General features: G+C 70.3%; 11 protein-coding genes. 2 read left to right on the top strand and 9 right to left on the bottom strand.

Annotated features, from left to right (window positions below; translation table 11 throughout):
• Window positions 1-125: 125 nt before the first annotated feature.
• From OHB13_RS28245 to OHB13_RS28220, 6 genes are all read right to left on the bottom strand, one after another.
• Entirely contained in the window at window positions 126-1,673 is a 1,548-nt protein-coding gene (locus tag OHB13_RS28245; RefSeq protein WP_266852307.1) for an RNA polymerase sigma factor, read from the bottom strand.
• A 330-nt stretch (window positions 1,674-2,003) separates the two neighbouring features.
• A complete protein-coding gene (locus OHB13_RS28240; protein WP_323183633.1) occupies window positions 2,004-2,945 on the bottom strand; it encodes a FadR/GntR family transcriptional regulator in 942 nt (313 codons plus the stop codon).
• Window positions 2,946-3,050: 105 nt separating this feature from the next.
• Window positions 3,051-4,961 carry an ABC transporter ATP-binding protein gene (locus OHB13_RS28235; protein WP_328378909.1) on the bottom strand — a complete coding sequence of 637 codons (1,911 nt, stop codon included), beginning with the start codon at window positions 4,959-4,961 and terminating at the stop codon, window positions 3,051-3,053.
• Window positions 4,962-5,061: 100 nt separating this feature from the next.
• The gene (locus tag OHB13_RS28230; protein WP_328378908.1) at window positions 5,062-5,832 is read right to left on the bottom strand and encodes an NUDIX hydrolase; all 771 of its coding nucleotides are present in this window, start codon (window positions 5,830-5,832) and stop codon (window positions 5,062-5,064) included.
• Between the two features lie 95 nt (window positions 5,833-5,927).
• On the bottom strand, window positions 5,928-7,964 hold the full coding sequence (locus OHB13_RS28225; RefSeq protein WP_406070911.1) for a glycogen debranching N-terminal domain-containing protein: 2,037 nt from the start codon (window positions 7,962-7,964) through the stop codon (window positions 5,928-5,930).
• 122 nt (window positions 7,965-8,086) lie between these two features.
• Complete coding sequence (locus OHB13_RS28220; protein ID WP_328378906.1) at window positions 8,087-9,382, bottom strand: DUF4192 domain-containing protein; 1,296 nt, start codon at window positions 9,380-9,382, stop codon at window positions 8,087-8,089.
• Between the two features lie 110 nt (window positions 9,383-9,492).
• On the opposite strand from OHB13_RS28220, the gene OHB13_RS28215 reads away from it, so the two are divergent.
• Window positions 9,493-11,661: a RecQ family ATP-dependent DNA helicase gene (locus OHB13_RS28215; protein ID WP_328378905.1), complete on the top strand. Its 2,169-nt coding sequence runs from the start codon at window positions 9,493-9,495 to the stop codon at window positions 11,659-11,661.
• Window positions 11,662-11,876: 215 nt separating this feature from the next.
• The gene (locus tag OHB13_RS28210; RefSeq protein WP_328378904.1) at window positions 11,877-12,509 is read left to right on the top strand and encodes a hypothetical protein; all 633 of its coding nucleotides are present in this window, start codon (window positions 11,877-11,879) and stop codon (window positions 12,507-12,509) included.
• 153 nt (window positions 12,510-12,662) lie between these two features.
• Here OHB13_RS28210 and OHB13_RS28205 read toward each other — a convergent pair whose 3' ends face one another.
• From OHB13_RS28205 to OHB13_RS28195, 3 genes are all read right to left on the bottom strand, one after another.
• Window positions 12,663-13,325: a hypothetical protein gene (locus OHB13_RS28205; RefSeq protein ID WP_328378903.1), complete on the bottom strand. Its 663-nt coding sequence runs from the start codon at window positions 13,323-13,325 to the stop codon at window positions 12,663-12,665.
• 96 nt (window positions 13,326-13,421) lie between these two features.
• Window positions 13,422-14,132: a ribonuclease HII gene (locus OHB13_RS28200; protein WP_328378902.1), complete on the bottom strand. Its 711-nt coding sequence runs from the start codon at window positions 14,130-14,132 to the stop codon at window positions 13,422-13,424.
• Between the two features lie 531 nt (window positions 14,133-14,663).
• Entirely contained in the window at window positions 14,664-15,593 is a 930-nt protein-coding gene (locus OHB13_RS28195) for an ADP-ribosylglycohydrolase family protein (RefSeq protein ID WP_328378901.1), read from the bottom strand.
• Window position 15,594 lies beyond the last annotated feature (1 nt).

The following is a 15,594-nucleotide window of genomic DNA, read 5'->3' as shown; positions in this document are numbered from 1 at the left end:
GTCTCACTCAGAGTGAATCAGTCTCGTGGCGCATACACCCACACCGGAAACGCGAAGCGGGCCCGCATCTCTCGTTACGGAGAGGTACGGACCCGCTTCGGCGCATCCTGTGACGGACTGACGGACTAGTCGAGGTAGTCGCGCAGTACCTGCGAACGCGACGGGTGCCGCAGCTTCGACATGGTCTTCGATTCGATCTGGCGAATACGCTCACGCGTCACGCCGTAGACCTTGCCGATCTCGTCCAGCGTCTTCGGCTGACCGTCGGTGAGACCGAAGCGCATGGAGACCACGCCGGCCTCACGCTCGGACAGCGTGTCCAGGACCGAGTGCAGCTGCTCCTGGAGGAGCGTGAAGCTGACCGCGTCGGCCGGGACGACTGCCTCGGAGTCCTCGATGAGGTCACCGAACTCGCTGTCACCGTCCTCGCCCAGCGGAGTGTGCAGGGAGATCGGCTCACGGCCGTACTTCTGGACCTCGATGACCTTCTCAGGGGTCATGTCGAGCTCCTTGGCCAGCTCCTCCGGGGTGGGCTCGCGGCCCAGGTCCTGGAGCATCTGACGCTGGACGCGCGCGAGCTTGTTGATGACCTCGACCATGTGCACCGGGATACGGATGGTGCGGGCCTGGTCGGCCATGGCGCGGGTGATCGCCTGACGGATCCACCAGGTGGCGTACGTGGAGAACTTGTAGCCCTTGGTGTAGTCGAACTTCTCGACCGCGCGGATCAGACCGAGGTTGCCCTCCTGAATCAGGTCCAGGAAGAGCATGCCGCGGCCCGTGTAGCGCTTGGCGAGCGAGACGACCAGACGGAGGTTGGCCTCAAGCAGGTGGTTCTTGGCCCGGCGGCCGTCCTCCGCGATGATCTCCAGCTCACGCTTGAGTTTCGGCGCGAGCTTGTCGGCGTTGGCCAGCTTGTCCTCGGCGAAGAGGCCGGCCTCGATGCGCTTGGCGAGCTCCACCTCCTGCTCCGCGTTGAGGAGCGGGACCTTGCCGATCTGCTTCAGGTAGTCCTTGACGGGGTCCGCGGTGGCGCCGGCGACAGCGACCTGCTGCGCGGGCGCGTCGTCCTCGTCGTCGTCGGAGAGGACGAAGCCCTTGGCCTCGCCGCCCTCTTCCTCCTCCTCGCCGGACTTGGCAACCGGGGTCTCCTCGGCGGCCTCGTCGCCGTCGTGAAGCTCGTCGGCGTCCTTCTTGGAGGCGGTCTTCTTGGCCGCGGTCTTCTTGACTGCCGTCTTCTTCGCGGCGGTCTTCTTGGCAGCCGTCTTCTTGGCAGCGGCCTTCTTCGCGGGCTCGGCGTCGTCAGCCACAGCGTCCACACTGTCGGCAGAAGGAGCGGCAGTGGCCGCCACCGTCCTCGCCGCGGTCGTCTTGACCGCGACAGTCCTGGTGGCGGTGCGCTTCACCGGGCTCTTCGCTGCGACGCTCTTGCGGGGGCGCTTCGGCGACTCCGCGGCACTGACCATCAGAGTCACACCCTCTTCCTCGAGGATCTGGTTGAGGCTGCGCAGAACGTTCTTCCACTGGGTGGCCGGAATCTGGTCAGCCTCGAAGGCCCGGCGTACATCGTCGCCGGCGATCTGCCCATCAGCCTTTCCCCGCTCGATGAGCGCCATGACAGACTCGGACTCGGCGATCTCCGGCGGGAGAGTACGGGATGTGCTGGCCGACACGAACAACCTCTCGAAACGATGGAAACGGCTTCCGGCTCCGCCCTTGACGGGCCTGGAACCGACGACCGCCGGCTGGGGATGACCGACGGCGCGGGCTGAGCTTCGGAGCTGTACAGCGCCGCCAACGACGCCTGCATTCCCTCTTCGGCTACCACCTCTTAGGTCATCGCGCTGCCTCAAAGAGTGTTACGCCCAATCCGCGTGGCCCGAGTCACACCCTATTCGCGACATACGGCTCCCCAAGGGACGCATACCCATAATTACGCCGCCGGACCCCCCTGGGATCCGGCGACACCGGGTTCAGCCCCGCACCCCGGCCACGCCGCGGGATCAATGCACGCGCGGCGCGGGAACGACGCGCTCCACCTCCGGGTGGACGGTCAGCAGTTGACGCATGGCCGCCTCCGCGGCCTGCGGGTCGTTCGCGGCCAGCGCGTCGGCGATACGGGCGTGGTGAACGAGCGAGATCTCGGTGGGACGGTCACACCCTGTAACGGGGCCGCCTGAGACCTGGAGGGCGCCCGAGACGATGCCCGAGAGGTGCTCCAGCATGCGGTTGCCCGCGAGCTGGATCAGCAGGGCATGGAACTCGGCATCGGCACGGGAAAAGGTGACCGCGTCACCCTGGGCCAGGGCGTGGCTCATGATTTCGACCATGTCCGCGAGGCGCTGCTGCATGTCCTCACGCCCATGCCCGGCCGCCAGACGCGCGGCCAGCGGCTCGATCGTCCAGCGCAGCTCGCTCAGCTCCCGTCGCTGGTCGTCACGCTGCGGCCCGAATGCCCGCCATTCGATGATGTCCGGGTCCAGCAGATTCCAGTCGCTGACCGGGCGGACCCGGGTTCCGACATTGGGTCGGGCGCTGACCAGGCCCTTGGCCTCAAGGACGCGCAACGACTCCCGCACCACCGTGCGGGACACCTCGAAGCGCTGGCCGATCTCCTCAGGAACGAGCGGGCGGTCGGCGCCGAGGTCGCCGGAGACAATCATCTGGCCGAGCTGCTGAACCAGCTGGCCGTGCAGACCGCGGCCACGGCTGCCCGTCGCCCGCCGGCCCACCCTGCCCATCTCGGCATCGCCGCCGCCCCAGGGAGAAGCTCCGGCACGGCCGGCGCCGGGCGCCTCTGCGTACGGATGGCGGTCGAGTTCACCCGAGCCTGCGAGGCCGGAATCGGCAGAGCGGGCGGTGGTCATCATGGAGTGCGCAAGGGTAGTCACGCATCCTTTGTCGGCGCGCCTCGGGCCCCCCTTGAGGTCTTTGGTGAAAAGCACACGAAAGGGTGATCATCGACCTCCCTGCAATTGACGCCTTATCGGAAAGAACCGGGCATTCTTCTGGGAGTTGCCTGCAAGGCGTCGCCAAGTGAACCAGGACAGTCACCAACGGGCCCTGCGCCGAAGGCCGGTGACCAGATACGCGCAGAGCAGAGCCGTGAGCGACAGGGCGAGGGCCGCACCAACGGGCTGCGAGAGGAGACGGAGAGCCGCGATCAGCCAGCGGTCCGTCTCGTGGGGCCAGACCCAGGCGAGTTCACGGAGCCTGGCGGGGAGCCCCGCGACCGAGCGGGCCGCGGGTGCTGCCAGGGCTGCCTGCACCAGCGGCACGACGGCGACCGGGACCGACAGCACGGCGGCCAGCCCCGCGGTCGTACTCCTGAAGACGCCGGCGCCCAGCAGCCCCGCCCATGCGCAGCCGACGGCCAGACCCGACCAACCCACCGCCAGCGATGGCCAGTTCTGTGGGATACCTGCCAAGTCGCCGCCGTACACGAGCCGTAGGACCCCTGTGTCGGCCACGGCCGTGAGCAGCGCCAGCAGGAGGGCCGTCGCACCCGATACGGCGAGTTTGGCCACCAGCAGGCCGAACCGCCTCGGGACTCCACCGCGGCCCACCGCCAGCGCCGGATACCGGAATTCGTCGCCGAACGCGAGAGCGCCGAGCAGTCCGGACGCAAAGGCCGCGGGCGGCAGCGGAAGCAGATCGGGCCACGCCATCAGCAGATGGGAGACCGGCGTCCGACCGGTCCTGGCCAGCGCGACGGACAGCGCGATGGAGACGGGGAGGATGATGCTCACGACGAGCAGAGCCGTCCGGACGCCGAAGACTCGCCGCAGCTCGTAACGGAGCGGCCTGCTCGGCCCCCTGGCCGGGAGCGGAGTGATTACCGGCTGCTGCTCGGAGAGTTCGGATCGCGCCGCGATCAGGGACTGGAGCTCCGGGAGTGCGGACCGGGCCGCGAGTACGGGGGCGTCGGGAGCGGGGCCCGCGGAGTCGAAGGGTCCGCGATCGGATCCGTCGTAGGGGTATCCATCACGGCCACCTGCTTCGGAGTGACCTTGGGGCTCGGAAGGTTCGGGCTCGAATGGCTCGGAGCCGGACGAGCCGGCAGCCAGGGCGTCGACCCCGCCCGTCGGCCCCATGTCGCCGGTCTCGTCGGCGAGCTGATGGATCAGGACCCCGTTCCGGAACGCCGCCTCACCGACCTCGGCACAGCTACTGCCGTAGACGGAGAGCCTGCTGCCGCTCTCGGTGACGACTTCCACGGAGCGGTGCCCCTCGCGGGCCTCGCGGCCGAGCAGTCCGGCAAGGCGTGCCGTGTGGGGTGTACGTACGGCGACCCGGGGGCGGAGCCGGGTGCGGGCGAACTCGGCTCCTTGCTGGTCCGCCACCAGCCGTCCGGCGTCGATGGTGACGACATGGTCGGCCGTACGGGCCGCCGCCTTGGGGTCGCTTGTGGTGTACAGAACGGTGCCCCCCTGGGCCACGTGATCGCGGAGCAACCCGAAGAGCCAATTGCTGTCGCGTGGTGAGAGCCCTTCAGCCGGTTCGTCCAGGACAAGCGTCTGCGGATCGGCGAGCAGGGCGACGGCGAGGCCGAGCCTGCGGTCCATCCCGTGGGAGAGCGTGCCGAGCCGCTGACCCGCGAGGCTGACGAGATCCACGCCTTCGAGCAGTTCATCGGCGCGCGAGGCCGGCATCCCGGTCACCGCACAGAGCATGCGCAGGTGTCCGCGCACGGTACGCGAGGGATTTCCGGGCACATCACCGAGCAGGGTTCCCACTTCGGCGGCCGGGCGGGCGATCCGGTGCAGCGGAAGGCCACGGAAATAGGTGACGCCACGCCCGTGGTCCAGTTCGAGCATCAGCCGCAGGGCGGTGGTCTTGCCGGCGCCCGGGGCGCCGAGAAGTGCCGTGATCTGCCCGGGTTCGGCCTCGAAGGTCAGGTCCTCCACCGCGGACGGCAGATCCCGGCGGGGGTGGCTGGTGAGTCCGATGGCCTGGAGCATCGCTTCTCCCGCGAGTAGCAGGGCCGCCGGGCGGCATGGGCGGCTACCGAAGCAAGATAACTCGACATTTAGGACTTTTGGTGCAGCACGGCGGTAGTTCTCAGACCTCGGGGCGGAGCATCGGGGGGTTGAGCAGCGTCGCACCTCCCGCTCTGAACAATTGAGCGGGGCGACCGCCCTGGCGGGTCGTGGTACCGCCCGAGGGCACGAGGAACCCCGGCGTACCGGTGACCTTGCGGTGGAAATTACGAGGATCGAGGACCACGCCCCACACCGCCTCATACACGCGGCGGAGCTCACCGACGGTGAACTCCTGAGGGCAGAAGGCAGTGGCCAGCGACGAGTACTCGATCTTCGACCGGGCCCTCTCCACACCGTCCGCGAGGATCCGCGCGTGATCGAAAGCAAGGGGTTCGGGCGGCTCGGCAGCCCTGGCTACGGCGCCCTCCTGGCCCAGCAGGACCTCGACGGGCGCCCACCGGGCGCTGTGGGCGTCGCCACCGGCCCGGGGCGCGGGCAGATCGGGCGCGAGCGCCAGATGAGCCACACTGACGACCCTCATGCGAGGGTCACGCTTCGGGTCGCCGTAGGTGCCCAGCTGTTCGAGGTGCGCACCATTGCCCGGAGCCGGGACAGGGGCTGAGGGATCGAGGGCGCACAGCCCGGTCTCCTCCGCCAGCTCCCGCGCCGCGGCCGCGCCGAGGTCCTCGTCCGTCTTGACGAAGCCGCCGGGCAGCGCCCACCGGCCCTGATAGGGCGCCTCCCCACGGCGCACAGCCAGTGCGCACAGCGCATGACTGCGCACCGTGAGCACGACCAGATCGACGGTGACAGCGAAGGGCGGAAAGGCCGACGGGTCGTAGGGCGACATGCCATGATCATAGTCGTCTCTCTGACGATAAACACGCCCTTCGGCATCCACAGTGTTCTCCAATTCACCCGTACTCCGGCGCTCCTCAAGCGCGTTCACAACCCCAGCTGGAGCCCGGCCGCGGCTTCCTCGACCATCCCGAGGCCCAGCCTGCTGACACGCACGGAGAAGGGCTCCCCAGCCACCGACAGCCCTGACAACTGGATCGCGCCGAGCGGGGCGCTGCTCATCGGCCGGAGTGCGACCGTTCCTGCCGGAACATCGGGACGGACACCCGCGAGAGTCGTGAGCAGATGGATCCCCGCAGCAGCGGAGACAGCCGCCGGACGGCAGGCGGCCGGATGCGGGAGGGGGACACTGTCCTCGGTCCGCTGCACCCCGGCATACATCTCGGGAAGCCTGTGGCCGAAGGTATCGGACGCGGCGAGCACTCCACCCAGCAGCGAGCACGCCTCCTTCTCGAATCCCGAGGCCGCCAGCCCCGCTACCGCGAGAGCGGTCTCATGCACGCGTACGGCGCCGCCCCTGTGCCCGAACGGATTGTGGCCCCGCTCCCTGACGCCAAGGCTGCGGAGCCCCCAGCCCGAATCCATCGCCGGACCGCCCAGCAGTCTGGCAACCTGCTCCGTCCGCACCTTGTCCAGCAGCCCCTCGGAGAATCTGCCACCGCCCAGCAGACCGGTGTCCAGAAGATGAGCCGCTCCCGCGCCCAGCTGCGGAACCAGTTGGCCGGCGGGAGTACGCGCGGCCGCGGGCCTGCCCCCTGTCCGGTCCTCGATCCAGAACGCCTCCCGGAATCCCTTGCGCAGCATGCCGGCCCATTCACGCCAGCCGTCCGCGCCCGGCCGGCCGCACTCGTCGAGCAGCTCGGCCGCGAGCACCGCGGCGCGGTGGGCGTGCGCCTGGGTCTCCGCGCGCTGCAAGCCTCCGGCTCCGGGCTCGCCGAGCAGGCTCTCCTCGTCCGCCGCCGCGCGGAGCCACGCAAGACAGCGCTCGGCCGCGGGAAGCAGCCCCGCCACCTCCCGCTCGGGCAGGCCCCAGCGCCTGGCCTCCGCCAGCAGCACGGGGAAGAGCAGTGTCGCCTCCACCCCGGTACAGGTGGGCGGCAGATGGGGGCCGGCATCCCTGAGGGGCCCCGGAATACGTCCGGCGCCGGGCCCGGTCCCCCCGAGCTGAGTACGGGCGAGTCGGCGCAACGCTGCGGCGGCGAGACGCGTACCGAGGGGAAGGGTCATCCGGGCGGTCCAGAGGATCTCCGCGGGCGCGAACCCGCAGCGCCATGGCACGCCCGCCACCGGATAGATGTCGGCGGGGTGGCCCGGATCCCGGACCAGCATCGCGCGCAGATCCTCCAGACTGGTGCGCATCAGTGTCTGTGCCCGGGGATCGTCGCTGTCTGCGCTCGCCGGGGACAGCGCGCCTCCGAGCAGCGGACCCGCAGGGCGGGGCTGCGCGTCCGTGCGGATTCGGAGTTCGATGTTCCTGGAACCTCCCGGAGGCAGTTCGAGCTGCCATCTGAGCAGTCCTGTGGCGGCCAGCGCGTCCTCCGGCGGAGGATCTGCCGTGACGACGGCATGGCACCCGTCTCCCGACCAGCGAAGACCGGCTCCGTGGACGCTGGCGGGCAGTTCCGTCCCCGGGGAGCCGGCCGCGACGGCTCCCAGGAACGCCAGGTCGGTACCGAGCCCGATCTCCACCGGTACCCGCAGAGTCCGGTCCGATGCACTGCGCAGGGTGATCCGCTCTGTGCCATCGGCGGAGCGCAGGCGCTCCACGACCAGCTCGGGATCGGGCCCCACCGCGCCGGGCAGACGCACCACAGCGACGAACCGGGCCCGGCCGGCTCCGATCAACCCGCCCCGGACGGCGACCGGTTCACGCCCGGACACGCGTACATGGCAGCGGGAGAGGAGCCGTCGCCCCGACTGGTAGTAACCGTCGAAGCCCTGGCCGGTCAGTTGCCCGTGCGCAGGGGAAATGGCCAGTCCGGGGAGGCCCACGCAGATCAACGCGTTGTGCACGGAAGGCAGTTCACCTCGTCGACGCGGACCTGCGGGCGCGTCCGCGGGAGCGGGTCCTGGGGAACGGCCCCCGGCCGCCCCGCGGGTTCCTGAAGGGACGCTGAGAGCCATCTTCCGCCTCCTGAGCGCTACGGCCGGTTGCGGCGGAGCTCCCGGCGCGGACCGCCGCGCACCACCATCCGGATGAACGGCGCTGGACGCGGCCGGGTCACGGCCGTACCTGTGTCCCGCTCTCATCGGCCGGTCCGCGACCCGCGGTGACCGCTGCGGCGGCGCGACCGGCCGCGACCGGCCGGCACCCCGGGCCGGTCGGTCCCCGGGAGGGGGTCCTGGCGGGCGCCCGGCGGTTTGGGATGAGTGCGCCGGCCGCTCTGCGCGGGTGCCTCACTCGATGCCGCCCGGTTGCTCCGCTCCCGGCGCAGGCAGTGCCGGAGCGCCTCGGGGTCGAGTCCTTCATTGCACGCCTGGTGAAGCAGCCGGGCGAAAATGTAATCGGGGTCGAGGGCCAGAGCACGCCCCAGGGCTACCCGGGCACTCGGTTCGTCCCCTGTCGACCAGGCCACCCAGCCCGCGAGAGTCAGTGGCGCCGCGGCGTATTCGGCGTACGGGCCGACACAGCGGCGCGCCAGGGCCCGCCACAGCCGCACGACCGACGGGGCGGAGGGCCCTTCCATCCACTCGGCGGCGCGGTCACGGGTCGTACGGTCCTGAAGCCCGAGAAGAACCAGAGCGGCCTCATCGTCGGTGATGAGCGCATCGTCCGCCACATCGGCCTCGGCCCAGCCCGGCTTCTGCGGTGTCCGCCCGATCCGGCGGACGAGTCGCCGGGCCGCGTCCAGCGTCTCCTGTCCGACCTGTTCACGGTCGGCACCGGCCAGGATCCTCGGCACCAGAGCGCCTGCCGCCTCATCGAGCGCGCGTTCCTGCGCCGCCGTGCGAGGCGGCTGCCACGGGGTGAGCCTGGCCTCCATCTCCTGGAGGGATCCGCGCACCTGGATTCCCGCGTACGCCGCGGCCGCGGCCATCACCGAAGTGCCGGGCAGGGCCATGGGGTTCCCGTCGGAAGGGCAGCACCGGGTGTCGGGGCAGCAGTACGAGAAGAATCTGCCGTCGGAGATGCAGAGGGCCTCGGGAACGGGCACGTCCCGGGCGCCGCAGGCCGTACGCAGATGCTGGGCGAACGGGCGAAGCCGCTCCATGACATCCGCCGGGGTCTCCCCCGGACCTGGATCCTGGCAGAGGAAGACGATGATGCCCTCCGGCCGCCGGCCTCGGTTCTCGCTGCCGGTGACCAGCCCGTCGGCGAGCTGGTCGGCGACTGGCTGCCACTCCTGCGGCGAGCGCGGGATACCGAGCCTGAGCCGTCCGCCGAAACGGCCGCGGGCTCCGTGCAGCGCGACCATCACCACCGAGTCGGTCGGATGGAATCCCAGCAGATAGGGCAGTGCGTCGGCGAGTTCGGCAGGGCCGCGCAGCGTGACCTGTTCCTGAACGGGTGAAGGACCGTTGGTTTCGTCGTGCTTGTTCATGGCTCGAAGGTCCCGCGATCCGCCCGACTCCGCGACCCCTGTGGATAAAGTTATCCACAGGCCGGCTTCCTCATTCGCGCATTGTCAGTGCGATCGGGTTGCATGGGGTCATGACCAACTCAGACCGCTCCGGCCTCAGAGCATCGGCCGATTCCGTACTGGCCCGTCTCGTCGGCGACCCCACTGGTGCCGCCGCACTGCGCGAGGATCAGTGGCGGGCCATTGAGGCCCTCGTCGCGGACAAGCGCCGGGCGCTGGTCGTGCAGCGGACCGGGTGGGGCAAGTCCGCGGTCTATTTCGTGGCGACCTCGCTCCTGCGGGCTCAGGGCAGCGGCCCCACAGTGATCGTCTCTCCCCTCCTCGCGCTGATGCGCAATCAGGTGGATGCGGCAGCACGGGCCGGCATCAGAGCTCGCACCATCAACTCCTCGAACACGGAGGAGTGGGAGACAGTCCAGGCGGAAGTGGCCGCGGGCGAGGTCGACGTGCTGCTGGTGAGCCCGGAGCGGCTGAACAATCCGGACTTCCGCGACGATGTGCTGCCCAAGCTCTCGGCCGCCACCGGTTTGCTCGTGGTCGACGAGGCCCACTGCATCTCCGACTGGGGCCACGATTTCCGGCCCGACTACCGCAGGCTGCGCACCATGCTCGCGGACCTTCCGCCGGGCGTGCCCGTGCTCGCCACCACAGCCACGGCGAATTCCCGCGTCACCGCCGATGTCGCCGACCAGCTGGGGACAGGGGCGGGTACCGATGCACTGGTCCTGCGGGGTCCGCTCGACCGGGAGAGCCTGAGCCTGGGTGTCGTGCGCCTCCCGGACGCAGCGCACCGTCTGGCCTGGCTGGCCGATCACATCGACGAACTGCCGGGCTCCGGAATCATCTACACGCTGACGGTCGCCGCCGCCGAGGAGGTCGCCGCCTATCTGCGCCAGCGCGGCCACACCGTCTCCTCGTACACCGGCAAGACGGAGAACGCCGACCGCCAGCAGGCGGAGGACGATCTGCTCGCCAACCGTGTCAAAGCGCTCGTCGCCACGTCCGCTCTGGGCATGGGTTTCGACAAACCCGACCTCGGGTTCGTGGTCCACCTCGGTTCGCCTTCCTCGCCCATCGCGTACTACCAGCAGGTGGGCCGCGCGGGCCGAGGTGTCGAGCATGCCGAGGTCCTGCTGCTGCCCGGCAAGGAAGATGAAGCGATCTGGCAGTACTTCGCCTCGGTCGCCTTCCCGCCCGAGCAGCAGGTGCGGCGCACCCTCGACGTGCTCGCCCAGGCGGGGAGGCCGCTTTCGCTGCCGGCCATCGAGCCCCTGGTCGAGCTGCGGCGCACCCGGCTGGAGACGATGCTGAAGGTCCTCGACGTCGACGGCGCGGTGAACCGGGTGAAGGGCGGCTGGACCACCACGGGACAGCCCTGGACGTACGACGCGGAGCGCTACGCCTGGGTGGCCCGGCAGCGGGCGGCGGAACAACAGGCCATGCGTGACTACGCGACCACGGACGGCTGCCGGATGGAGTTTCTGCGTCGGCAGCTGGACGACGAGGAGGCAGCGCCCTGCGGTCGCTGCGACAACTGTGCGGGCGGCCGGTTCACCGCAGAGGTTTCCACTGCGGCGCTCGACGGTGCGCGGGGTGAACTGAGCAGGCCAGGCGTAGAAGTAGAGCCCCGGAAGATGTGGCCGACGGGGCTCGCGGCAGTCGGCGTCGACCTCAAGGGCCGCATCGCCAAGGGCGAACAGGCGCTTCCCGGCCGGGCACTCGGCAGGCTCTCGGACATCGGCTGGGGCAACAGACTGCGACCGATGCTCGCACCACAGGCCCCCGACGGCCCCGTGCCCGACGCTGTGGCGGATGCCGTAGTGACCGTACTGGCCGACTGGGCCCGGGGACCGGGCGGATGGGCCTCGGGCGGGCCGGACGCGCCGCCCCGGCCGGTGGGCGTCGTCACCATCGCCTCGCACACCCGGCCCGAGCTCATCGAGTCGCTCGGCCACCGCATCAGTGACATCGGGCGCATGCCCCTGCTCGGCCGGGTCGAGTACGCGCAGTCGGCCTATGAGCGGATCGCGCCGAGCAACAGCGCCCAGCGGGTGCGGGCGCTGCACGAGGCGTTCACGGTGCCACCCGGACTGGCGGCGGCGCTCGCCTCTGCCGACGGTCCCGTTCTCCTGGTCGACGACCAGTCGGCGAGCGGCTGGACACTCGCCGTGGCGGCCCGGCTGCTGTGCCGTTCCGGAGCGAAGGGGGTGTTTCCGCTGGTCCTCGCCGTTCAGGGGTGACGACATGAGTCGCTAGGTGCCACGGTGGGCAGAGATATGTGAGCCGTACCCGCAGATTCCCGGCAACCGCATGAATTGCTCGTTGCCGCTTGCCCGTTCGGCAGGAAGAATTGGGGCTGCTCCCCGCACGGCCCGCCTGTGTTCGGAAGGGCTGTGTCCCGGTGCGCCTCACCCGACCCTGCCCGCACCATGGGCGGGTATGCGAAGGGAGGACCGTGACCTTCGGATTCACTCCGTCCGCCGCCCTTACAGCCTCTTCGACGTCCATGGCCGCCGACTCGGGAAACCGGATCGGGCGGCTGCTCGAACCTGCCGAGTGGGCCGCCACGGGCATACCCCTGCTCCGCAGCCCCCGTGACGTCGTGAGCGGTCTGCACTCCAGACACCGCCCCATCCCTTCGACCGCCGTCGTGGCCGTGCTCGATCATGAGGAACGGCTCGTCGCCAGTGCATCGTTCACACGCCGTTCCACTCCGGCGGACGGCTGGGACTTCCGCAACGCACTCCTCGACCATCTGCGCCGGGTCATCCCGCATGACCTCCGCCGGCGCACGCCGGTCCGCACCGCCGTACTGCTCTACTGCCGCGAGGGGGACGAGCGGTGGACCGAGGAGGACGGTGCCTGGATGTGGGGGCTGCGCGATGCCTGCACGTTGCACGGGCTGCGCTGCGGGGCGTACATCACGCTCACCCGGGGCGGCTGGCAGGTGCTGGGCGAAGGCCGCGGCGGGCGGCGGCCCAACTCGCTCTCCCGCCCAGCCGCTATCGGCGGCAGCGGTAACGACTCGCCCCCGGCGCCACTCCGGTCGGGTGCGCCGGGCGCGCTCCGCCGGGTCGCGGCCCGCTGAACCAGGCCGCCGATCGCAACCAACGACCGCCGCGGCACAGTCCGTTGCGCACCGTGCCGCACGGCGTACGCCCGCGGCCGGCCGACCGTACCGAACGCGCCTCCGCCCGGCCTGCTCCTTGCGGGAGAGGGCCGGGCGGAGGGGACGTACGTTTCAGACGCCTGCGCCGAGTACGGCGTTGACGCGCTGCGGGTCACCGCAGACGATCAGCAGCGCTCCCGCGTACTTCCTGGCCGCAGGCAGCACCTGGGCCACGGATTCGTCGGTTCCGCCGTTGAGCGCGACCACCACGACGGGACGGGCCTTCGCCCGGCCCACTGCGTCGGCGCTCGCGTAGAAGACGTCCTCGCGGGCATCGTGCTGTGCCCAGTAGGCGGCTTCGCCGAAGGACAACTCGTGTGCTGCCCACGGGTGCTGCTCGCCGGTGGTGAGCACCAGGACGTCACCCGGTGCACGACCGGTGTCGAGCAGCAGGTCGACCGCTTCTTCCGCCGCGTCCAGCGCACCGTCCGCCGAAGCGGGGAGCAACTGGACCTGCGGCGCGGAAGAGTCTCCCGCAGGGGTCTCGGGACGGGCGTCCGGACGGTTGCCCGGCCGGTTGTCCGCACGCTGGGAAGAGGATGTCCGCTGCGCGGGAGGCGTGGTGGGCGCAGGCCTGGCAGCAGGACGGGGCCCCGGACGAGCGGGGCGTGGCACGGCCGCGGGACGCGGGCCGGGTACGGGGCGAGGGGTCGACGCAGTACGGCCGGCGGCCGGAACAACGCGGGGACCCTGGGCACTCTCGTGAATCTGAGACTCCTCGGGGATGAGAGGCATGAATGGATGTCTATCAAACGGCGGCGCACGAGGCACCACCGGGTGGGCACGTCAGTGCGATTCGGACGGAGTTTTCTCCGCCGGTCCACTGAAAGTTCAGAAGTCGAAGCCGAGTTGGCCCCCGCTTTCCAACGCGACGGCCTCCGCGGGGAGACGGGTCTTCTTCAGGTGCCGCCACTGGGGCAGCCCATCCAGATAGGACCAGGAGAGCCGGTGGTACGGGGTGGGCCCCCGCTCCTCCAGCGTCGCTTTGTGCACAGGCGAGGGGTAGCCCGCATTGGCTTCGAAGGCGAAGCCCCCGCACACGTCGGACTCCGCGGCGAGCTCGGCCATCATCGCGTCCCTGCGCACCTTGGCGATCACCGAGGCGGCCGCCACGGCAACGCAGGACTGGTCACCCTTGATCACCGTACGGACCCGCCAGGGAAGACCGAGATAGTCGTGCTTGCCGTCGAGGATCACCGCGTCCGGGCGGACCGGTAGCGCTTCGAGCGCCCGCCCGGCGGCGAGCCGCAGCGCTGCCGTCATCCCCAGATCGTCGATCTCCAGCGGAGAGGCGTGCCCGAGCGCGAAGGCGGTGACCCACGACTCCAGCAGCCCCGCCAGCTCCGTGCGGCGCTTGGGGCTGATCAGCTTGGAGTCGGTGAGTCCGGCCGGCGGTCGACGCAGTCCGGTGACTGCGGCGCAGACGGTGACGGGGCCGGCCCAGGCCCCGCGTCCGACCTCGTCGACGCCGGCGACGGTCTTGGCACCCGTAGTGGCGCGCAGTGAGCGCTCGACGGTGTGCGTGGGTGGTTCGTACGGCATGGCGCCAGCAAGGGTACGCCGCCGGACACCTCCTGCGACACCCCGGTACCGGCCATGAATTCAGCGACCGCTTCAGCGCAGCGGCGACACGTTCACTTCGTCGACCATCCGGGCAACACCACAGTCCATAAATTTGCATGCGCATATAAATAGGCGAAACATCATCAACCTTGGGATCCGATCGCAGACCAGATCACTCACCACGTCCGGACAGCCACCGCCACCCGAAATCCCGCAACCCGCAATGCATTTGAAGAGCCGGACAACGGCTCAGCGGCCCGCTGGATGATCAGCACACGGAAGGGCCTCACCGCAGAATTATCACATTCGTGAAGCACGGCACGCGGTGCAAATTCCGGCGTGGAACGTGCGCCGCGGACCCCGGCCCAGCCGACACAGATCCGCGCCCGCACCACCGTCTCCGGGATGACCGGCCACGAGTCCGCGGCCGCGTCCGGGCTGCTCATCAACACCACGCGGGGAGAGCGCTGGGCCTGGCCGCATCCGGGCCACCGGAAGCGCCCCCTCACCTCACGACAGGCGCGAAGGCGTCCACTCGGGCAGTTCCTCGGTCCGTTCCAGCCACCCGGCGGGCGGCATACCGCCCAGTCCGGCGGCCACGACGCCCCCCGCGATCGCGCAGGTCGTGTCGACATCACCGCCGACCTGGGCCGTCGTCCAGAACGTCCGCTCGAAATCGCCGAGGCCCCGCGCGGCCGACCACAGCGCGAACGGCACGGTGTCGTGCGCGCTGGTCCGCCGACCGCACCCCAGCACCGCGGCGACCGTACCCGCGTCGTCGTAGTCCAGCATGTCCTTGGCCCGGCGCAGCCCCGCACCCACGGCGCTGCGCGGGACGAGTGCGATCACGCCGTCCAGCAGGTCGGCGGCGGACGGGGGTCCCGCGGGATCCGCGGCCAGGGCGGCAGCAGCGGCCACCGCCATGCTCCCCACCACCGCCTCACGGTGCTGATGTGTCGTGTACGCGGAGATCTCGGCCTGGTGCGTGGCCTGCTCCGGATCGTGCGCGTACCAGGCGCCGAGCGGCGCGATCCGCATCGCGGCGCCGTTACCCCACGAACCCTGGCCGTTGAAGAGGCCGCTGGCCAGTTCCCGCCAGTCGCCGCCTTCCCTGACCAGCCGCAGCATCCGGTTGACCGCCGGGCCGTACCCTCGGTCGAAGTCATGGTGCGCGGCGAAGGAAGCGGCGAGTACGTCCTGGTCGATCCGGCCCTCCGAGGCCAGCACCGCCAGCACCGAACAGCCCATCTCGGTGTCGTCGGTCCACTGCCAGGGGCCTGCGGGCAGCTCGCGCCGGGCCAGCAGCGGATAGTTGTCGGGGACGAAGAACTGGGAGCCCAGAGCATCTCCGACGGAGAGCCCGCGCAGGCTGGCCCGAGCGCGTCCGAAAGCATCGGGAAGAGATCCGGAAACGGAATGAAAAGCGTAGTCAGCGGTCATC

The organism is Streptomyces sp. NBC_00440 (genome assembly GCF_036014215.1).
Lineage (GTDB): Bacteria > Actinomycetota > Actinomycetes > Streptomycetales > Streptomycetaceae > Streptomyces.
Note: the sequence above shows the minus strand (reverse complement) of the source record. Positions and strands in the feature narration are given on the sequence as shown.